Origin of the sequence: Gilliamella sp. ESL0443 (assembly GCF_019469165.1) — a bacterium.
In the GTDB taxonomy this organism is placed as follows: Bacteria; Pseudomonadota; Gammaproteobacteria; order Enterobacterales; family Orbaceae; genus Gilliamella; species Gilliamella apicola_E.
In genome coordinates this window covers 1901267-1921755 of sequence record NZ_CP048263.1, presented here as the reverse complement: position 1 = coordinate 1921755, position 20489 = coordinate 1901267, and the positions used below count along the sequence as shown (strand labels likewise).

General features: G+C 33.2%; 18 protein-coding genes. 11 read left to right on the top strand and 7 right to left on the bottom strand.

Annotation, left to right across the window (positions count from 1 at the left end; genetic code table 11):
* The first annotated feature begins 120 nt into the window (after nucleotides 1-120).
* The gene (gene murJ, locus GYM76_RS08700) at nucleotides 121-1659 is read left to right on the top strand and encodes a murein biosynthesis integral membrane protein MurJ (protein WP_220225228.1); all 1539 of its coding nucleotides are present in this window, start codon (nucleotides 121-123) and stop codon (nucleotides 1657-1659) included.
* A gap of 28 nt (nucleotides 1660-1687) precedes the next feature.
* The gene (locus GYM76_RS08695) at nucleotides 1688-2623 is read left to right on the top strand and encodes a hypothetical protein (protein ID WP_220225227.1); all 936 of its coding nucleotides are present in this window, start codon (nucleotides 1688-1690) and stop codon (nucleotides 2621-2623) included.
* Here GYM76_RS08695 and dusC read toward each other — a convergent pair.
* The 6 genes from dusC to GYM76_RS08665 all read right to left on the bottom strand — a co-directional run bounded on the left by dusC (nucleotide 2620) and on the right by GYM76_RS08665 (nucleotide 7566).
* Nucleotides 2620-3570 carry a tRNA dihydrouridine(16) synthase DusC gene (gene dusC, locus GYM76_RS08690; protein WP_220225226.1) on the bottom strand — a complete coding sequence of 317 codons (951 nt, stop codon included), beginning with the start codon at nucleotides 3568-3570 and terminating at the stop codon, nucleotides 2620-2622. The two genes, GYM76_RS08695 and dusC, sit on opposite strands and share 4 nt — an antisense overlap.
* Nucleotides 3561-4340: a molybdopterin-synthase adenylyltransferase MoeB gene (locus GYM76_RS08685; protein ID WP_220225225.1), complete on the bottom strand. Its 780-nt coding sequence runs from the start codon at nucleotides 4338-4340 to the stop codon at nucleotides 3561-3563. Before GYM76_RS08685 ends, dusC begins: the two co-directional genes overlap by 10 nt.
* Before the next feature lie 71 nt (nucleotides 4341-4411).
* A complete protein-coding gene (locus GYM76_RS08680; protein WP_220225224.1) occupies nucleotides 4412-5731 on the bottom strand; it encodes an amidohydrolase in 1320 nt (439 codons plus the stop codon).
* A gap of 20 nt (nucleotides 5732-5751) precedes the next feature.
* Nucleotides 5752-6201, bottom strand: a complete 450-nt coding sequence (locus GYM76_RS08675; protein ID WP_220225223.1) for a hypothetical protein — start codon at nucleotides 6199-6201, stop codon at nucleotides 5752-5754.
* Between the two features lie 10 nt (nucleotides 6202-6211).
* The gene (locus GYM76_RS08670; protein WP_065562433.1) at nucleotides 6212-6988 is read right to left on the bottom strand and encodes a DUF3100 domain-containing protein; all 777 of its coding nucleotides are present in this window, start codon (nucleotides 6986-6988) and stop codon (nucleotides 6212-6214) included.
* A gap of 32 nt (nucleotides 6989-7020) precedes the next feature.
* The gene (locus tag GYM76_RS08665; RefSeq protein ID WP_220225222.1) at nucleotides 7021-7566 is read right to left on the bottom strand and encodes a cysteine hydrolase family protein; all 546 of its coding nucleotides are present in this window, start codon (nucleotides 7564-7566) and stop codon (nucleotides 7021-7023) included.
* 285 nt (nucleotides 7567-7851) lie between these two features.
* Here GYM76_RS08665 and aspS point away from each other — a divergent pair, with 285 nt between their 5' ends.
* From aspS to GYM76_RS08640, 5 genes are all read left to right on the top strand, one after another.
* A complete protein-coding gene (gene aspS / locus GYM76_RS08660) occupies nucleotides 7852-9609 on the top strand; it encodes an aspartate--tRNA ligase (RefSeq protein ID WP_220225221.1) in 1758 nt (585 codons plus the stop codon).
* Nucleotides 9610-9619: 10 nt separating this feature from the next.
* Nucleotides 9620-10069 (top strand): dihydroneopterin triphosphate diphosphatase, encoded by a 450-nt coding sequence (gene nudB / locus GYM76_RS08655; RefSeq protein ID WP_065562430.1) that lies wholly within the window; start codon nucleotides 9620-9622, stop codon nucleotides 10067-10069.
* A gap of 15 nt (nucleotides 10070-10084) precedes the next feature.
* Complete coding sequence (locus tag GYM76_RS08650; RefSeq protein WP_220225220.1) at nucleotides 10085-10501, top strand: hypothetical protein; 417 nt, start codon at nucleotides 10085-10087, stop codon at nucleotides 10499-10501.
* A gap of 50 nt (nucleotides 10502-10551) precedes the next feature.
* A complete protein-coding gene (gene ubiD, locus GYM76_RS08645) occupies nucleotides 10552-12015 on the top strand; it encodes a 4-hydroxy-3-polyprenylbenzoate decarboxylase (RefSeq protein ID WP_220225219.1) in 1464 nt (487 codons plus the stop codon).
* Nucleotides 12016-12207: 192 nt separating this feature from the next.
* Entirely contained in the window at nucleotides 12208-13281 is a 1074-nt protein-coding gene (locus GYM76_RS08640; RefSeq protein WP_220225218.1) for a tetratricopeptide repeat protein, read from the top strand.
* A gap of 11 nt (nucleotides 13282-13292) precedes the next feature.
* Here the strand turns inward: GYM76_RS08640 and ppc are convergent, their stop codons facing one another.
* Nucleotides 13293-15935 (bottom strand): phosphoenolpyruvate carboxylase, encoded by a 2643-nt coding sequence (gene ppc / locus GYM76_RS08635; protein ID WP_220225217.1) that lies wholly within the window; start codon nucleotides 15933-15935, stop codon nucleotides 13293-13295.
* 324 nt (nucleotides 15936-16259) lie between these two features.
* Here ppc and GYM76_RS08630 point away from each other — a divergent pair, with 324 nt between their 5' ends.
* From GYM76_RS08630 to GYM76_RS08615, 4 genes are read left to right on the top strand one after another with little or no spacing between them, the layout of a single operon-like run.
* Nucleotides 16260-16751, top strand: a complete 492-nt coding sequence (locus tag GYM76_RS08630) for an NADH-quinone oxidoreductase subunit J (RefSeq protein WP_065562425.1) — start codon at nucleotides 16260-16262, stop codon at nucleotides 16749-16751.
* 1 nt (nucleotide 16752) lies between these two features.
* Complete coding sequence (nuoK, locus tag GYM76_RS08625; RefSeq protein ID WP_065562424.1) at nucleotides 16753-17055, top strand: NADH-quinone oxidoreductase subunit NuoK; 303 nt, start codon at nucleotides 16753-16755, stop codon at nucleotides 17053-17055.
* Entirely contained in the window at nucleotides 17052-18899 is a 1848-nt protein-coding gene (locus GYM76_RS08620; RefSeq protein WP_220225216.1) for an NADH-quinone oxidoreductase subunit L, read from the top strand. Before nuoK ends, GYM76_RS08620 begins: the two co-directional genes overlap by 4 nt.
* Before the next feature lie 17 nt (nucleotides 18900-18916).
* On the top strand, nucleotides 18917-20455 hold the full coding sequence (locus GYM76_RS08615; RefSeq protein ID WP_065735177.1) for a NuoM family protein: 1539 nt from the start codon (nucleotides 18917-18919) through the stop codon (nucleotides 20453-20455).
* Nucleotides 20456-20489 lie beyond the last annotated feature (34 nt).

The following is a 20489-nucleotide window of genomic DNA, read 5'->3' as shown; positions in this document are numbered from 1 at the left end:
CATTCTGACGGTGATACTAAAATGGCTGTTTATTAAAAAATCATGGTGATTTAGAACAATAGTTTGTAGACTATGCTTCATTAATCGTTTTTGACTATGTACTTGGTACATAAATCGTATATGAATCTTTTAAAATCTTTAGCTACAGTTAGCTCAATGACAATGGTTTCACGCGTTTTGGGGTTTGTTCGTGATGCTATTATTGCCCGTTTTTTTGGAGCGGGAATGGCTACGGATGCATTTTTTGTTGCTTTTAAACTGCCCAATTTACTTCGACGAATTTTTGCTGAAGGGGCTTTTTCCCAAGCTTTTGTACCGATTTTAGCTGAATATAAAAATCAGCAAGGCATTGAGGCTTCACGTACTTTTGTGGCTTATATCGCAGGTTTATTAACACTGGTATTAGCTATCGTTACTTTAATTGGTGTTGTAACTGCACCATTTATTATAATGATAACTGCACCAGGTTTTATGCAAGAATCATCAGATAAATTTGAACTTGCAACAATTATGCTGAGAATTACTTTTCCTTATATCTTTTTTATCTCACTTGCATCATTAGTGGGTGCTATACTTAATACTTGGAATCGTTTTTCTGTACCTGCATTTGTGCCAACATTGTTAAATATTAGCATGATTGCTTTTACCTTATTCTTAACCCCTTATTTTAATCCACCAGTGCTTGCGTTAGCTGTTTCTGTTGTGGTAGGGGGAATTTTACAATTGCTATACCAGCTACCTTATTTGAAAAAGATTGGTATGTTGGTTTTGCCTCGTATTAGTTTTAAAGATAGCGGTGTTTGGCGAGTGTTAAAGCAGATGGGACCCGCTATCTTAGGTGTATCAGTCGGTCAAATATCATTAATTATTAATACAATATTTGCATCATTTTTGATTTCAGGTTCTGTTTCATGGATGTATTATGCTGATAGATTAATGGAATTTCCTGCAGGTGTACTAGGTGTTGCATTAGGAACTATTTTGTTACCCTCTTTAGCCAAAAGTTTTGCCAAAGGTGACCACAAACAATATTCAGAGTTGTTAGATTGGGGGCTTCGCCTCTGTTTTTTATTAGCTTTGCCAAGTACTGTGGCATTAGGTGTTATTTCTAAACCATTAATATCAACTCTTTTCGAGTATGGTCAATTTACTTTAAATGATACTTTGATGACTCAACGCGCATTAGTCGCTTATTCAATTGGTTTGCTTGGATTAATTTTGATTAAAGTATTAGCCCCCGCATTTTATTCCAGACAAGATATTAAAACACCGGTGAAAATTGCAATAATAACCCTTATTTTAACGCAATTGATGAATCTGGCTTTTATAGGACCTTTACAACATGCAGGCCTTTCATTATCAATTGGACTTGCAGCATGTTTTAATGCTGGTTTATTGTTTTGGCAACTTCGTAAGAAGAAACTCTACCAACCACAACCAGGTTGGTATCGATTTTTACTCAAGGTTATTATTGCTGTTTTATTGATGTCAGTAGCGTTGTGGTTTGGAGCTCAGTTATTACCCGATTGGTCTACAGGCTCAATGCTAACTAGAATTGGATATTTATTCTTGCTAGTTATTGTTGGTATTTGTATCTATTTTGGCTCGCTGGTCTTGATGGGCTTTAAAATAAAACATTTTATTAAAAGAATTGAATAAGTTGTGGTATTGATAACAAGGAAGTTAAATGCAAAAAGTATCTTTTTTTAAATTGCCGTTAACAGGATGTTTAGTTTATTTTTTATTTAGCACATTTTTGAATACATCTTTTTTATATTTGCAACACAATGCTTCAATTCCAGATAATATGTTTTGGTATTTCTTTTTTGAATCAGATTTTTTATTTCGGTTTTTATTTGAAAAAAGTTTTATAGAAGCATTATGGGTTTTTGGTCTTTTAGCGGTCTTCTTTTATTCTTTCCATATTCATATTGTTAATAAAGCTAATATAACTTTACTAATCATTTTAATGTTAATTTATTCAATTGTTGCATCTTTCATTGCAATTAATACAAACGTTAAACCCCAAAATTATCACCTTTATTCAATATTATTCAGTTTAGCATTTGCTATTATTCGTTATTCACTCGAAGCCTTGCTTTTGTATTATTTTATTGACTTTTCTAAAATTTATTTTGTTAAAGATCAAAATGAATTTGTTTTGACTAAAAAAAATTCCTCTGAAATTCACTTTATTCTTTTTTCTATTTTTAGTTGCTTTATATTTCTTAAAGGTTTTAACCTTCTTTACCAACCTCTTTTAGATAAATTTGATGTTTCTAATTTTTTTACTACTATTTATCTGAGTGCCTTATTATTGGGTCTTGTATTGAGTAAACGATGGTTTCATATTTTTTCTGATAAAGTTCTATATATAAAACTTTTTAAAAGTGTATCAATATCAAATATTTTAATTTTAGCCGTTGTTTATATTACCTTTACCATTATTTATAACAATCCAACCAAATACTATATTGATTCGTTTGGTACAATATTTAACCATATTAATAAATTATTTTTAGCATTATTGATTGTTTTATTGATTTCTCTAATTCTTAATAAAATAACTAAATATTATTTCGGTATGACAAATTTTAAAAAGAGTCAGAACGAATCGAATTAATTATTTAATTTAGTTTTCAAAAAATCACAGATTTCAATTTGTGATTTTAATTGTCTTATTTCAGGAAGTAATACCGATGCTTCTGGATAATGCTGTTTTAAATAAGCTAACCATTGTTTAATTCGAGCAGAATGATAAAGTGGCTTTACATCGTCAATAGCCGTCATCGAATAACTAAATAGTATTTTTATGACTTCTTGCCAAGTTAATGATGAATGTTTATAACGAATTTTATTAGCTAAATTAGGAATATTTAGTATCCCACGGCCAAGCATGATGTCATTTGTTTGGCTATGTTTTATGCAGTTGTAGGCATCTTCAATAGAAAAAATTTCGCCATTAGCAATAACTGGAATGGTTAGTTTTTGTTTTATCTTTCCAATTGTTGACCAATCAATTTTATCAGCTTTATATCCATCTATTTTTGTTCTACCATGAATGACAATTTCATTTGCTCCTGCATTTTCAATTGCTTTTGCAATTTCGTAACAGCGAGATTTATCTTCCCATCCTAATCGAATTTTAACTGATAATACGGGATTAGAACCTATTGCTGTTCTAACTTGATTCACAATGTTATATATTTGATTCGGATATTGTAATAAATAAGCACCGCCATGGTTGCCTACTACTGTTTTAGCCGGACAGCCAAAATTAATATCTACACCATAAGAGCCTAACTCGATAGCTTTAACAGCATTTTCAGCTACCCATTCAGGTGATTGTCCCAGTAGCTGGATACGTACAGGCGTTCCTGATATTGTTTTGCCATCATTATGAAGTTCTGGGCATAGTCGGTAGAAAGTTCGATTAGATAATTTATGGTTGGTCACTCTTACAAATTCAGTTACACAATAATCAAACTTATTAATTTCAGTTAATATTTCTCGAACATGATAATCAAGCACTCCCTCCATTGGTGCTAAAATAATTCGATTTATTTGCATTTTATGACCTGTGTAGTATTTTGATTTCCACAAATAATACAATTACTTTGTTTAGCAAATGTAACTTGGTTAAACTCCATTGTCATGCCATCAACCATCAATACTCTCCCAACTAGAGGTTTCCCATACTTGGTAAGTACTTTGATGGACTCTAGTGCTTGAATTGAACCAAACATACCGACTAATGGCGCCATTACACCTGCTTCGATACAAGTAAGTTGATTTTGACCAAATAAATGACTTAAGCAATGATAACACGGTTGATCTTCTTCATAATTAAATACAGTCAGTAAGCCTTCCATTCGAATTGCAGCGCCTGAAACTAAAGGTTTTTTTTCTTGAAAACAGCAACGATTAATTTGTTCACGACTGGTTAAATTATCAGTGCAATCAATGACGATATCATGCTGTTTGATTACTGTAATTAATTCACTATCAACCAGCTTCTGATTAATGGTGTCAATAATCATGTTTGGATTGATTTGAGTTAATTTTTGCTTGGCTATATCAACCTTATATTGATTTATGGATTTTGGCGTGTATAAAATTTGTCGATTCAAATTTGATTCGGATATGGTATCAAAATCAATTAAAGTCACTTTGCCTATGCCAGATGCAGCTAAATAGAGGGATGCAGCACAACCTAACCCGCCTAATCCAATAATTAAAACTGAGCTGTTTTTTAAAACTTGCTGCTTATCAATATCAAAACCATGCAAAGCTATTTGCCTGTCATAACGAAACAATTCTTGGTCGGTAAGCGTTAACATATGAAGTTATAAAGGTTGATGATGAAGTGGATAGTATAAACTTGGCACAAGATTGTGCCAAGTTTTTAACTTTATTTGTCAAAACCCGATAGGAATTTTAAATATTCTTCCTTAGACATTAACGGTTTGTAATTCGCCATTAATGTTTCGGCTGGTTTCGCATCATCATAGAGCAAGTCAATAATGGTACAAGCCATCATTTGAGCAGGGCGAATATAGGCCATATCTTCATCAAATACGGTATAGTCTTTTCCATGTAAAATACCTCTAACCGAACCAATCCAAGGGTGACTTACTGGCATAATATGTGATAGGTCACCAGTATCTGTACTTCCAGTCATATGTGGTGCGATTGAAACGTTTTCTTCACCAATTAAATTTTCAGCATTTTGCTTTAAAAGGTCATTAAGTGTTGGGTTATTATGTAATGGTAGGTAGCCTGGTAAATCTTTAATTTCACAAGTTGCACCAACAGCCATCGCACCAGCTTTTAATGCTTGATTGATTCTTTCATTAGCATCAATCATTGCAGGAACATTACCTGCTCGTACATAGCTTTCCATTCTTACATCGCTTGGTACAACATTTACTAAGTCACCACCTTGGGTAATAATTGGATGGAAGCGAATATAATCTTTTTCTTGAAAGGTTTCGCGAATAGCATGAACACCCATCATCCCCATCATAGCTGCATTTAAAGCATTTACGCCAGCATGAGGGGCTGCCGCAGCATGAGCTGCCTCTCCCTTATACTTAATTAATTTTCCGATAAAACCATTACTTGTGGTTGAGATTTCAATAAAACCATCCTGACGTTCATTTGGGACGCTTGTTAAATGTATTTGTAATGCCATATCAACATCATCAAAATCACCTCGTGAAATCAATTCTGGTTTTCCGCCAATGTATTTAATTTTGCCTTCTTCAATTAATCGGTTTCGATAGGTAATTTCAACATATTCTTCTGCAGGGACAGCAAATGGTACCACATCCCCGGCTAAAAATTGCATTGCACCTGAGTCAATTAGCCCCATAGTGACAGCCATCATATTAGCGATTTGCGCATTATGGCCACAACAGTGAGCCGCTCCTGAAGTTTCGTCTGCGGCAGGGTGGTCGGCACAAATAATTGCATCGAGCTCGCCAATAATGGCAATGCTATATTTACTTCCTTTCACACCTTTTAATCGACCTTTAACACCAGTTAAGGCTAATTTATTTTTAAATGGAACACCTAATTTCTCTAAAGCGTCTTCTACTTTTTTAGCTGTTTTATGTTCTTTGTAACCAAGTTCTGGCTCTGACCAAATTGCTTCAGCAATCGACTTGATATCTGCTTTTCGATTTGCAATTGCATCGCAGACTTTTTTCTTTAGTTCTTCTTTAGTCATAAATAAAATCCTTATCCAAATTAGATAACGCCTTCCCAATGTAAAGTAATTTGAGCAATTAGGGCAGCAAAAATAAACGTACCAGAAAAAACAGCTAAAGATACGGGAATGATACGCCAAGATATATTTTTAAATAGCGCAAGATCTTTACCAATCGCTAGTCCCGCATAAGCAAGTACTGGTGTACAAACAGCAAGTAATGAGACTTGATCTGTAATTGCAACCACTTCTTGATGATATGGGAATATCGGTGCTGATACAATAGCAGCAACAACGGATACCCATAGAATTACAGGAAGTTTATTTAATACAGGTAATTTACTTATTAATAATCCTGCAATAGATATGACAACTAACACAGCTAATGCTTGAAGCGATAGCATAAAATCAATTTCATATCCTACAGTGTTACCTGCTGCCATGATAACGGCTACTAAAATAAGTACAAAAATTGTTTCTAAAATTTTCATATTCGATTCCTTATTTATTGCGACGAAGGCGAGCTAAAGTGTTATACATGAAAGAAGCGAAAGGCAAAGAAAATAGTGTATAAATATATATGCCTACAATACCAGACATTAAGTTCGCTGTTGTTGCATAAGCATTGATATTTTCTGATAAGTCAGGATATAAATCACTTATCGGTGCCAATGAAGCAGCCATCATGCTCCCACTACCTACTCCAGCTCCCATTGCTAAAGCATAAGGGTGAAGAATATTCAATTGTGCTATTATGCTTGCAAGGATACTCATCCAAATTGCACCATAAAGAGTCCCACATACATACATAGCCATAACACCTCGTCCTTCAGGTGAATCTAGCCCATATTTATCTGCAACAATAGCTATATTAGGTTCGCGAGCAACAGAGTAGGTTGCACCAACTGCCTCTCTTTTCATACCTAATAACATAGCTAATGGTAATCCTAGTAAAATTGTTCCTGCGAAATGGCCTAATTCTTGAAAAATTAGGGCTAACTTGGCATCGTTTAAAATCATATCAATTTTAGGACCTACAGCCACACCAAGTTTTGCAATAAGTAATATTAATGTAACCATCATCACTAAACTGGCATGCTGCATATTTTTATTAGTTAATATTTTTAGCTTTGGTAGGCTGATTACACCGCCGAAGATCATTGCATATAACATTGGATAAACGGCGATAATCCATATTGATTGTTTACCGATTAGTTCGCAAATAATTACTACTAACAGTGCAATTATATGCAATTTATAGTCTCGTAAAACTTCCATTCCTGCTCCTTATTTTAATTTTTATCTATATTTTATATTACGGTTGCCCCTAAAGTGTTTTGAAAGTGTTTTAAAGCCCATTGATGTCCTATTGGATCAAAGCTAGCAACTGCATTTTGATGAATAATCAATTTGTAGCCTAAATCATAGGCATCAATCGCTGTGTGTAATATGCAAATATCTGTGCAGACACCAACTAAATGGATTTCAGTAATATGTCTTTCGCGTAAGCGTAGATCAAGATCCGTACCACAAAATGCCGAGTAGTGTCGTTTATTCATCCAATAAATATTATCTGAATTCTGATGTTTTTGATAAAGAGTATGTAAATTACCAAATAACTGTTGCCCAAAAGTTCCAATAATATTGTGAGGGGGAAAGAGTTTATTTTCTGGATGATATTTATCTGAAGGGTCATGAGAATCAATCGCAAAAACGATAAATTGATTATTTTGGATGAATGATTTAGTTAAATTTAATATTTCTGACTCAATTTGTTGCCCAACAGAACCTGTAGTCAAAGCGCCATCGTCAGCGATGAAATCATTAGTATAGTCAATTGAAATTAAAGCTTTCATATCATATGAGCAATATCCAAATAATACTAAAGCTTAGTAATAAATATCTGATAAGACAAGCTCTTAAATAAATCATTTTAAAAGCTTATCAAGATAAAACGATTTTATATTTATTATCTAATTGAATTTAAAATAGTTTGTAAAAAAATGTATAAAGTAAAATTATTATAATAAATCGAGTATAAATAAATTAAATAGTGATTATTTTCAAACATAGTCTTTATCCCCTGATAAATTGCTCTATAATAATTATTATTTTTGACAACTGTACACAGGATATTTTTAATGAGAACAATTTATTGCGGACAGCTAAACGCAAGTTATATTAATCAAGAAGTCACACTATGTGGATGGGTTAATAAACGCCGAGATTTAGGTGGGATGATTTTTATTGATATGCGTGATCGTGAAGGAATTGTGCAAGTTTTTTTTGATCCTGATTATCAACAAGCATATCAATTAGCTGGCGAATTACGTAATGAATTTTGTATTCAAATTAAAGGAAAAGTAAGAGCACGACCAGAGGGCCAAATTAATAAAGATATGGTAACTGGTGATGTTGAAATACTAGCGACTGAGCTTGTGATTTTTAATCGTAGTGATGTTTTACCGCTTGATTTCAACCAAAATAATAGTGAAGAACAGCGTTTAAAATACCGCTATATAGATTTACGCCGTCCAGAAATGGCGACTATATTTAAAACTCGCGCAAAAATTACGGCATTTGTCCGTTCATTTATGAATGAGCATGGTTTTTTAGATATCGAAACACCAATGTTAACCAAAGCAACACCAGAAGGTGCTCGAGATTATCTTGTTCCAAGTCGAGTTCATAATGGTGAGTTTTATGCGCTTCCTCAATCTCCACAACTGTTTAAACAGTTACTGATGATGTCTGGATTTGATCGTTATTATCAAATTGTTAAATGTTTTCGTGATGAAGATTTACGAGCCGATCGCCAACCAGAATTTACACAAATAGATGTTGAAACCTCATTTATGACAGCTGAACAAGTGCGCGAAATCATGGAAAAAATGATACGTGAACTTTGGTTGCATGTTAAAAATATTGATTTAGGCAAATGCCCAATTATGACTTTTGCTGAGGCAATGCGTCGTTATGGGAGTGATAAACCTGATTTACGTAATCCGCTTGAAATTATTGATGTGGCGGATTTGGTTAAAGATATCGATTTTAAAGTATTTTCAACACCAGCAAATGATCCTAAAGGAAGAGTGGCTTTATTATGCGTTCCAAATGGAGCCCAACTAACACGTAAACAATTAGATGATTATACGCAATTTATTTCAGTTTATGGTGCTAAAGGTATGGCTTGGATCAAAGTTAATGATCGTAGTAAAGGCCTTGAAGGTGTGCAAAGCCCAGTAGCTAAATTTTTTAATGAACCTCAAATGGAAGCATTACTTAATCGTGCCAATGCTAAAGATGGTGATATTTTATTATTTGGTGCGGATAGTTATAAAGTAGTGAGTGATGCATTAGGTGCATTGCGTTTGAAAGTTGGTAAAGATTTAGGTATTACCGATGAGAGTAAGTGGGCGGTACTTTGGGTTGTTGATTTCCCTATGTTTGAGGAAACTGACGAAGGCTTAAGTGCAATGCATCATCCATTTACATCACCAAAAGATTTTACTCCAGAGCAATTAATTAGCAATCCTGAAAATGCAGTAGCTAATGCATATGATATGGTAATCAATGGTTATGAAGTTGGCGGTGGTTCTGTACGTATTCATCGCAGTGAAATGCAGCAGGCTGTCTTTTCTATTTTAGGAATTGATGAACATGATCAGCGTGAAAAGTTTGGATTTTTACTTGATGCATTAAAATATGGTACGCCACCTCATGCGGGTTTAGCATTTGGCCTAGATAGATTAACTATGCTGTTAACTGGAACAGATAATATTCGAGATGTTATTGCCTTCCCGAAAACGACTGCAGCAACATGTTTATTAACTGATGCGCCTAGTCCTGCAAATCCTACAGCTTTAATGGAATTAGGTATAGAAGTGAGCAAAAAATAGCGATATTTATATGCAAAAATATAAGAACCCTGAGTCAGTATTAGTCGTTATTTATTGTAAACGGACTTTGCGTGTTCTTATGTTGCAACGTAAGGATGATCCTAATTTTTGGCAATCAGTTACAGGTAGTATGGAAGATAATGAATTACCTAGAGATACGGCAATTCGTGAAGTTTTTGAAGAAACTGGTATAGATATTAGCGGAGAAAATCTTAAATTAATTGATGCAAAACATACGGTTGAGTTTGAAATTTTTCCTCAGTTTAGATATCGGTACGCACCAGAAGTAAAGATAAATAAAGAACATTGGTTTTATTTAGCTCTTAATGATGAAATAACGCCATTGCTTACTGAACATTTATCTTATCAATGGTTAACTATAAATAGTGCAGCCAATCTTACTATATCGCCAAATAATTGTGAGGCTATTAGTAAAATTGGTTCAATTGATAAAAATTAATACAAGAGATCCAAAATGAAACTTAGCCATTATGTTATTTCGTTATTCAGCTTGTTTTTTGTAATATCTGTCAGTCATGCAGAAATAAATATAAAAAAATGCAAAGTAACTAAAGAAGAAGCTTTAATTTTTGATGAATATGATTCACAAATTGCTGAAAAAATTATTGATTACAAGTTATTTAATCAACCTGAAAAAAGAGAAAATAGCATTATTAAAATTTTTACAAATGAAAATAGTGAAGATCGTAATTATTGGTTAGCATCGATACAAACTGATGATAAATCAGAGTTTTATCTATTTTATCAAGTTGATAAAAACGAACTTATTGAAGTTGACCAAAAACAATTTGAAGCATTATTACCTAAAATCGTTGAATGTAATCAAACAAAACAACTTCCCATATATAGTGAGAACTTTGATGAAGATTAGTTAATCTTCATCAATTAGTATTTTAATAGCGAGAGTTAAAAGGAGTAATAATGTCGTTGTCTAATTTTCGTGATTTTTTAGATTACCTTGAGCAGCAAGGTGAATTAAAACGCATTACTTATCCAATTAACCCTTATCTTGAAATGACCGAGATAGCTGATAGAGTTTTACGCTCTCAGGGACCAGCTCTATTATTTGAAAACCCAATTGGCTATGACATTCCTGTACTTTGCAATCTTTTTGGAACAGCTAAACGAGTTGCTATGGCAATGGGGCGAGAAAAGACTACAGAATTAAGAGAAATTGGTGAATTACTAGCTTTTTTGCGAGAACCAGAGCCACCCAAAGGTATTCGACAATTTTTTAATATATTACCTAAATATAAACAAGTTCTAAATATGCCGGTAAAACGGCGTTCCTCAGCGCCTTGTCAGGAATTAATATTTAAAAATGATGAGATCGATTTAACTCAATTACCTATTATGCATTGTTGGCCAGATGATGTAGCTCCACTTGTAACTTGGGGACTAACTATAACTAAAGGACCACATAAAGATCGTCAAAATGTAGGTGTTTACCGATTACAGCTACTAGGTAAAAATAAATTAATCATGCGTTGGTTGTCACATCGAGGTGGGGCACTTGATTTTGCTGAATGGCAACAATCTTATCCAAATGAAAAATTTCCTATTAGTGTAGCTATTGGGGCTGATCCTGCAACAATATTAAGTGCAGTAACACCAGTACCAGATACCTTATCAGAATATGCTTTTGCTGGATTATTGCGTAATAGCCGAACAGAAGTGGTCAAATCATTATCAAATGACTTAGAAGTTCCTGCAGCCGCCGAAATTATTTTAGAAGGTTATATTGATCCCCATGAGCAAGCTGTTGAAGGGCCTTATGGTGACCATACTGGTTATTACAATGAAGTAGAAAAATTTGCTGTCTTTACAGTTACACATTTAACCAGACGTAAAGATGCAATTTATCATTCTACATATACGGGTAGACCTCCAGATGAGCCGGCTGTAATGGGATTAGCATTAAATGAAGTATTTATCCCGATATTACAGAAACAATTTCCTGAAATTGTTGATTTTTATCTACCTCCTGAAGGTTGCTCTTATCGTATTGCCATTGTGACAATCAAAAAACAATACCCAGGGCATGCTAAAAGAGTGATGATGGGTGTATGGTCTTATTTAAGACAATTTATGTATACTAAATTTATTATTGTTTGTGATGACGATATTAATGCTAGAGATTGGAAAGATGTTATGTGGGCTATTTCGACAAGAATGGATCCACATCGAGATACAACATTTGTTGATAATACGCCAATTGATTATCTGGATTTTGCTTCACCTATTTCCGGTTTAGGCTCTAAAATGGGACTTGATGCAACTAACAAGTGGTCGGGTGAAACTAATCGTGAGTGGGGTAAAATTATTACTAAAGATGCTAAAGTAGTCGCTCATATTGATGAAATTTGGGATGAACTTGGATTGTGATAGCTTTTGTTAAATAATTAATTATATTTTTTTATAATGAGTCCGATTAAGCGATTTAATAATATTTACAATATTTGAATAACTTTAACTTTCAATTAAATAATAAAAAAAAGTATATTTAAAAAAACAAAACTATTCCCCTTTTAATCAATTATGTATAATTATTGCTAATATTATGACATTTAAAAAATTATGAAAAAACTTCAAATTATATTGGCTTTTGTGTTATCTATCTCTTGTGGAGCAGTTGCAAGCGAAGCTAAAACTCAATCGGATACTGAGTTAAAAGTAAGTGACCCTAGTTCATTAATTCCTTCGTTGCTAATTGCTGCTGAAAAGGGTGATATGCAATCACAATATACGCTAGGAACAATTTATAAGCAGGGTTTAGGGGTTGAGGTTAATGATCTAAAGGCTTTTTTCTGGTTTAAGAAAGCCGCTGATCAAGGTTTAGCTAAAGCTCAAAATAATTTAGCTTATATGTACCAAAATGGTTTAGGGACTAAAGCTAATTTATCTGAGGCATTCAAATTGTTTAAATTGGCTGCCGATCAAAATTATGCTTTAGCTAAATATAATTTAGCTTTGATGTATAAAAATGGTGAAGGCGTAGAAAAAAAAACGTCTACCGCAATTGATTATTTTACCCAAGCTGGCGATCAAGGTATTTATGATGCTTATTTAAATTTAGGCATTATGTACTTTGCGGGTGATGGCGTTGATAAAGATCGCCTGGTAGCGGCTGATTGGTTTAGTAAAGCCGCAAAAGATAACAATCCAGAAGCACACTACTATTTAGGATTAATGTCCCAAACTGGTGACGGTTTAACTCAGGATAATGTTGCTGCCCTTTATTTTTATACTCAAGCTGCCGAACGCGGTTATGTACTAGCAATGTACAATTTAGGCATTATGTATGCAACTGGAACAGGAACAAGACCAGATAACACTCAAGCCGCATATTGGTTTACTCAAGCTGCTGAAGGTGGTAACGCTGATGCACAATATAATATAGCGGTTATGTATGATGTTGGCGGGGGTGTTCCTAAAGATGAACAAAAAGCAATAGATTGGTATACCAAAGCAGCCAAGCAAGGAAGTGTTGATGCGCAATATAATTTAGGTATTAAATATCTAGAAGGTGAAGGCGTTAAACAAAATAATAACCTAGCAGTTTATTGGTTTACTAAAGCTAGTGAGCAAGGGGATACCGACGCTAAAGCTTATTTAGAAGAGATAGCTAAAAAAAATAAAAAGGGCGAATAAGCCCTTTTTTCTTATCCTGAATTTCGCATTCCTGCCGCAATACCAGAAATGGTAATCATTAATCCCTGTTCAACTATAGTATTTTCGTTATCATTTTTACGAGAACGACTTAATAATTCTGCTTGTAATAAATTAAGTGGTTCAATATATGTATTACGTAATGCAACAGACTCCGCAATCCAAGGTAAGTCTGCCATCAAGCTAATATCATCAGTAATCGTTAATACGGTATTAATATCTTCGGTTAATAAATTTCTTAACTCCTCTCCTAATGGCCATAATGTAGGAGAAACTAGCCTTTGTTCATAGTACTCATGAATATTCGGCGCCGCTTTAGCGTAAACCATTTCCAACATACCTAATCGGGCATTAAAAAATGGCCAATTATGATACATATCTTTAAGTTGTTCTTTTTTGCCCTCATTGATAACTTGCCTAAGTGCGCTTCCTGCACCTAGCCATGATGGAACCATTAGGCGATTTTGAGTCCAAGCAAAAATCCACGGAATTGCTCGTAAACTTTCTATTCCTCCACCGGTACGACGTTTTTGTGGTCGAGAGCCTAGAGGTAATCTTCCAAGTTCGGTTTCTGGTGTAACTGATCTAAAATAATCAACAAATTCAGCTTTTTCTCTTATGTAGCTACGATAACATTGGCATGAATAATCAGACATTTCATCCATAATATCACGCCAGACTTGCTTCGGTTCAGGTGGTGGTAATAAATTAGCTTGTAATATAGCTGATGCATAAAGCATTAAGCTACTAAGTGCAACTTCAGGTAAACCAAGTTTGAACCGAATCATCTCACCTTGTTCTGTAACACGTAAGCCACCTTTTAATGATCCTGGTGGTTGTGACAGCAAAGCTGCATGAGCAGGAGCGCCTCCCCGTCCGATTGAACCTCCACGACCATGAAATAACACCAAGTTAACATTATATTGTTCAAATAAATTAACTAATTCTTCTTGTGAACGATACTGTACCCATGATGCTGCGAGAGTTCCTGCATCTTTTGCTGAATCAGAATAGCCAATCATAACCATCTGCTTGCCATTGATTTTTTCACGATACCAAGGAATATCTAAAAGCTTTTGCATAACAGATTTTGCATTATTTAAATCTTCTAAGGTTTCAAACAAAGGCGCAACAGGAATATTTTTTTGGCAATCAACAATTTTTAAAAGTAAGTAAACAGCTAGGACATCAGAAGGTGCTTTTGCCATCGAAATGACATAAGACGCAATCGATTCTTCACCTGCTTTTTTGATAACACGGCAAGTGTCTAATACTTCTTTAACCATTTCATCTGGTTGCCAATTATAGGGTAGTAATGGTCGATTAGATTGTAATTCGGTTAATAAAAATTCTTGTTTTTCTTCTTCTGACCATGAAGCATAGCTGCCTAAGTTTAACTCTTTAGTTAAGGCGTCTAACGCTTCAGTATGCACTGAACTATCTTGACGTATATCTAATCTAACTAATTGCAATCCAAAACTTTTAATACGTCTTAATGTATCTAATAGTGGGCCATGAGCAATAGTTGACATTCCGTTTTCAATTAATGATTCATAACATGTATAAAGTGGTGTCCATAATTGTTCATTCTTTATTAAAAGATCATTAGGTGCTAAAACTTGTTCATTATTTAATAATGCAACTATGTAGCTATGGGTTTTAGTTAAACGTGAACGTAACTGTTTCATTACAGCCCGATAAGGCTCTGATGCTGTTTTATTTTGTTCATCTAATAAGTCAATGACTGATTGGCTACATTCAGTCATTGATAATTCACGAACTAAAATTTGAATATCAGCTAAAAATAGTTCAATTGCTTTTAATCTAGCTTGCAACATCACCCTTCCTGTAACTTTAGCTGTTACATTTGGGTTGCCGTCTCGATCTCCCCCCATCCAAGAGGTAAATTTCACTGGAACATGTTCAACAGATAGTTCAGCATTGAATGCATCAACTAATTGGTCATTAAACTCACGTAAGAATAACGGGACGCCTTCCCATAAACTATCTTCAATTACAGAGAATCCCCATTTAGCTTCATCAAGAGGAGTAGGGCGTTTTTTACGAATTTCGTCGGTGTACCATGCTTGGCAAACAAGTTGTTTAAGGCGACGCATGATACGTTCTCTTTCATAATCCGCTAAATCGTTATGATCAAGTTGTGACAAACAATTATTAATAGCGGTATAAGTATTAATCATTGTTCGGCGATTGATTTCAGTTGGATGTGCAGTAAGCACTAACTCAATAGATAAATTATCAATAGCTTGTTCAATTGTTTTAGGCGCGAAATTTAAATTTTTAAGTGTTTTAAATAATTCGGTCATTTTTTTAGGGCTGCTCGATGCTTCCCCATGTGGTGAAATTCCATAATACTCAGCAGCAGTATTAACTAAGTTTAAAAATTGATTAAACGCACGTGCAACATGGAGTAAATCTTGATCATTAAGATTTTCAATCAATCTTAGTAATTCATTATGTGCTTGTTTGTTACCTTGTTGAGCTGATTTTGATAACTGCCTTATTTTTTCGACCAAATCGAAAGTTTCATTCCCTGTTGCTCGTTTAATTGCATCGCCCAATAATGTACCTAGCATATTGACGTTGCTTCGCATTGATGAGTATTGGCTATTCATTCTATTCTCTACTTTGTTTATATTTTGCCTAAGAGCCTTTAAGCTGTATGATCAAAAATTAAAGAAAAAGGTATAAATATAAGTTAATTGCTCAGGATATATACTTTATAACAATGTTGTATTGAATTTAAATAATAAAATCTTATAGTTTTTATTATTTCCATCGTTTTTATTATATTTGGTAAAAATGACATTCTGTTGACTATATAAAGATAATAAATTATTTAGAAAGAATTTTTTGTATTAACGAAACGTTAGTAAACTGTATATTGTCGTCGATTGGGTATATACTAATATCATTATGAATAAGTATTGGATTATCTAATGATCGTTGTTTTTTATATTGCATCGATAATAGCTATTATTGCTAGTTTAAAAGTGATTTTTTGTAGAAGGGTAGAGAAGGCAATTTTATATCTCGCTATTTCACTTTTTGCATCAGCATTAATATTTATTCTGTTACAAACATATATTTCAGCTGCTTTATATATCCTCTTTTTTATTTGCGGTGGCATAATCCTTTTTTGGGGTGTTTCTTTAAAGCTTAAAATTCGTAATGATAATGTTGAAAATAATAAACATGGCATAAGTCCTAAGATTTGGTTGGGGCCATTAGTTTTGGCATTCATATTGTTAGTTATTCTTATATATGGTGTAGTAAGCACTGACTATTCACAACTTAAAGAAACACATGAATTAATGCATCAAATGTCTATCTATGCTTATATTTTGATGACGGAGTTAGCTGCATTTTTGTTATTAGGTGCAGTAGTTATATCTTATCATTTTATGCATCGAATGTTTTCGGAGAAATAACGTGATACCACTTATGCATGGGCTAATTTTTGCTTCTATCTTGTTTGTAATCGGGCTGTTAGGTGTAATGATTAGACGAAATCTCTATTTTTTATTATTAAGCCTTATTATCATGAATAATGGAGCAATAGCAGCTTTGTTTGTCGCGAGTAGTTATTGGCAGCAATCAGATGGTGGCGTTTTAGCTATCTTAGCTGTAATTACTGTCTTAACTCAAATATGTGTCGGGCTTGCTTTACTTGTTAAATTAATTTATCGACGTAAAAACTTTAATATTGATTCATTGAGCGAAATGAAAGGATGAATTTACTTTATTTAACTATCATTGTTCCATTACTATCTTTTCTAATACAGGTTTGTTTTGGGCGACAAATACAATCCATTAATGTTAAGTTAATCGGAATTAGTACTATATTTATTGTTGGTTTAATAACAATATTTTCATGTATTGATTTTTCTACCAATACCGTCCCAGATATGACACTCGTTTATACAAGAAATCTATGGACTTGGTTTTCTGTCGGTGATTTTGAAGTTCCGATTTCCTTAACTTTGGATGGGTTATCGCTAACTTTTTTAGTGCTAATTTCTTTCTTTGGTTTATTGATCTCTATCTTTGCTGCCTGTTATCTAAAATCACGAGAAGATATTTATACTTTCTATGCATATAGTAATTTACTCATAACTAGCATGTTAACAGTTGTGCTTGTTGATAATTTGTTTGTGATGCTACTCGGTTGGGAAGGTGTGAGTATAAGCACTTACTTACTTATTGGTATTTATTACAAACAGGCTCGTAATGGTTATGCTGCCGTTAAAGCTTTTGTTATGATGCATTTAACCGACATATTTCTAATTATTGGTATATTTTTACTTTATCAAACAGTAGAAACATTAAAAATCAGCGAGATTTTATTTAAAGCACATAACGATTTAGCTATCGATTCAGATATTATCTTTTGGATCACCATTATGTTGTTCCTTGGCGCTATGAGTAAATCGGCTCTTTTTCCAATGCATACATGGTTCACAGAAACCACATTAGCACCAATGCCAGCTGTTGCTTTATTACAGTCTTCAACAGTCATATTGGCCGGAGTTTATCTTGTTTTAAGATTAAGCAATTTGTTTATGATGTCTAGTGATACACTTTATATAATGCTTTTATTTGCATCTTTAACTATTATATTTGCTAGTAGTATTGCTTTGGTTCAAAATGATATAAAACGAATTATAACCTATATTAATTTAGCTCAAATTAGTTACCTGTTTTTTGCCTTTTCAACTCAAAGTTGGAATTTATCATTAAATTGTTTAATAAATTATTCTGTAACCAGTACATTATTAATACTAGCTTCAGCAATTTTATTAAAACAATGCCAAGGTGAAAGAGACATTAGCAAAATTGGTGGTTTATTAAAATCTAACCCAATATTATATGCTATTTTTCTAATTATAATGCTTTCACTTAGTGCATTCCCTTATATTTCTGCATCTTTTTATATTAAAGGCGATATTATTTGGAGATTAATGGCACAAGATAGCTTGATGGCTGGCACCATAGGTTTATTAGGTGTTTTATTATCAAGTTTGGGCATTTGGCGCATAATCTTTTTAGTTTTCCATCATACCCATAAAATGGATCATATTATAAAAATTAAAACGATAAATTATTTTCCAATTTTTATATTGTTAATATTTACTACTGCATTATTTATTTATTTCCCATTGCCAATACAAGGAATAATTCCAATAGCCCATCTTGATACTCAGGAACAGTTACCATTTCGGATATTATTAAGTGCAGTGACTTTATTGAGTTTAGTTATTGCTTATATTCTTTATGGGCATCTTAATAGTGAGGTTCATGAAATACTTAATACTCCGATGGTCAAATTTTTAGGAAGATTATGTAAAAGCAATTGGCGATTTGATTTTGTCTTGAACAATATCTTCGTAAAACCTTATATCTATCTAGCGGATTTCCTGAAAAAGGATCCATTAGCGATATGGGACAACTGGATAATGTGGGGAATTAAAAAAATAAACTCATATATTGTTAGCCTAGAAAATGGACAGATACGATGGTATATGGTTTCAATGGTCATAGGTAGCATTATTATATTAATGTTATTGATTTTTATTTAATAAAGGTGCGAACTTTCATGTTGTTATGGCTTGTCTTCTTACCTGTAATTGGCGGATTCATTGGTTGGTTATGTCAAGTATTCTTACAAAGAATCGTAGTATCAACTGATGTACAATTGCGTTGGCAACGTTTACCAATTATGGTTGCTTTCACGACTATATTAATCACATTAATATTAGCCATAATTTTATGGGCGAATGCAATAAATGTAGAACCAGATACAAGTTGGAGTAAAGAGGTTAATTATGACTGGATCCCATTACTTGGTATCCATTTTCATCTTCTATTGGATGGCCTATCGTTGGTAGTAATTACTTCGACACTTTTCATTGTACTACTAGTTATTATTTATTCTAGCAAAGAAAACCTAAATAACCTTGGGTTGTTTTACTTATGTGTATTATTTATGACATCAGCCATTATGATGTTATTTGTCATTACTGATCTGTTTTTGATGTTTTTCTTCTGGGAAGCGGTAGCTATTCCGATTTATTTCTTAATTTCATTGTGGGGAAGGAGAGATTTAAATTCACAACGCTTCAATGGTGCTAATAAATTTTTAATCTACACACAAATAAGTAGTTTATTAATGCTAATATCTATTGTTTCATTAGCACTAATTAATTGGAATTTAACCGGTCAATGGACTTTTGACTATCAAATTTTAACTAAAACACCAATTTCAAGTAATACTGAATTTTTATTAATGTTAGGATTTCTAGCAGCCTTCCTTATTCGTATTCCTTTAGTTCCTTTTCACAATTGGTTTATTGAAGCACATATTGAATCTTCAACAAGTGGTTCAATGATGATAAGTGGTTTATTACTTAATACGGCAACATTTGGTTTATTACGTTTTGTAATTCCCCTTTTTCCAAACGCGTCTTTGGCCATTATGCCTGTTATTTCAATACTAGCTATGTTTACTGTTTTTTATGCTGCTTTACTAGCATTTAACCAAACAGATATAAAAAAATTAATTGCTTATATCCATATCGCGTTAATGGGATTTGTTACTACAATTATTTATAGTGGATCTGTAATAGCATTTCAAGGCGTTGTTATTCAAATGATAGCCATAAACCTAGCTATCGTTGGCATGTTTATGATTAGCGGATTATTGGCTGAATGCTATTTAACTCGGAATATAAACCAATTTATTGGATTAAAAGAGCAAGTGAGATATCTGTCCTCTTTTACTTTATTTTTTATGTTAGCTGTATTAGGCATACCAGGTACAGCTAATTTTGTTGGTAATTATATGATGTTATTAGGTAGTTATACCTCTTATTCATATTATACAATTTTGTTGGTAATTGGGTTGCTGTTACTGTCAATTTCCTTAATTATTCGTATGCAACCTATTTTTTATGGAGTAGTTGATAAAGTAGATGTAACCAAACACTTTTTAAGTAAAAAAGATATTTTATTATTATCTAGTGTGTTGATTGTTCTAATTTTTATCGGGTTGTACCCTAAGATAGTGTTAGATATATCTTATTCTACTGTCAACCAAACACAGCAGTATATAACAGCAGAACGAGTGGGAGAGTAAAAATTTATGATAGCTTTATTGCCAATATTCATAT

What these genes read in the sequence shown, in the direction of transcription:
- murJ (WP_220225228.1), top strand. Translation starts at nt 121, where the DNA reads ATGAATCTTTTAAAATCTTTAGCTACAGTTAGCTCAATGACAATGGTT.
- GYM76_RS08695 (WP_220225227.1), top strand. Translation starts at nt 1,688, where the DNA reads ATGCAAAAAGTATCTTTTTTTAAATTGCCGTTAACAGGATGTTTAGTT.
- dusC (WP_220225226.1), bottom strand. Translation starts at nt 3,570, where the DNA reads ATGCAAATAAATCGAATTATTTTAGCACCAATGGAGGGAGTGCTTGAT.
- GYM76_RS08685 (WP_220225225.1), bottom strand. Translation starts at nt 4,340, where the DNA reads ATGTTAACGCTTACCGACCAAGAATTGTTTCGTTATGACAGGCAAATA.
- GYM76_RS08680 (WP_220225224.1), bottom strand. Translation starts at nt 5,731, where the DNA reads ATGACTAAAGAAGAACTAAAGAAAAAAGTCTGCGATGCAATTGCAAAT.
- GYM76_RS08675 (WP_220225223.1), bottom strand. Translation starts at nt 6,201, where the DNA reads ATGAAAATTTTAGAAACAATTTTTGTACTTATTTTAGTAGCCGTTATC.
- GYM76_RS08670 (WP_065562433.1), bottom strand. Translation starts at nt 6,988, where the DNA reads ATGGAAGTTTTACGAGACTATAAATTGCATATAATTGCACTGTTAGTA.
- GYM76_RS08665 (WP_220225222.1), bottom strand. Translation starts at nt 7,566, where the DNA reads ATGAAAGCTTTAATTTCAATTGACTATACTAATGATTTCATCGCTGAC.
- aspS (WP_220225221.1), top strand. Translation starts at nt 7,852, where the DNA reads ATGAGAACAATTTATTGCGGACAGCTAAACGCAAGTTATATTAATCAA.
- nudB (WP_065562430.1), top strand. Translation starts at nt 9,620, where the DNA reads ATGCAAAAATATAAGAACCCTGAGTCAGTATTAGTCGTTATTTATTGT.
- GYM76_RS08650 (WP_220225220.1), top strand. Translation starts at nt 10,085, where the DNA reads ATGAAACTTAGCCATTATGTTATTTCGTTATTCAGCTTGTTTTTTGTA.
- ubiD (WP_220225219.1), top strand. Translation starts at nt 10,552, where the DNA reads ATGTCGTTGTCTAATTTTCGTGATTTTTTAGATTACCTTGAGCAGCAA.
- GYM76_RS08640 (WP_220225218.1), top strand. Translation starts at nt 12,208, where the DNA reads ATGAAAAAACTTCAAATTATATTGGCTTTTGTGTTATCTATCTCTTGT.
- ppc (WP_220225217.1), bottom strand. Translation starts at nt 15,935, where the DNA reads ATGAATAGCCAATACTCATCAATGCGAAGCAACGTCAATATGCTAGGT.
- GYM76_RS08630 (WP_065562425.1), top strand. Translation starts at nt 16,260, where the DNA reads ATGATCGTTGTTTTTTATATTGCATCGATAATAGCTATTATTGCTAGT.
- GYM76_RS08620 (WP_220225216.1), top strand. Translation starts at nt 17,052, where the DNA reads ATGAATTTACTTTATTTAACTATCATTGTTCCATTACTATCTTTTCTA.
- GYM76_RS08615 (WP_065735177.1), top strand. Translation starts at nt 18,917, where the DNA reads ATGTTGTTATGGCTTGTCTTCTTACCTGTAATTGGCGGATTCATTGGT.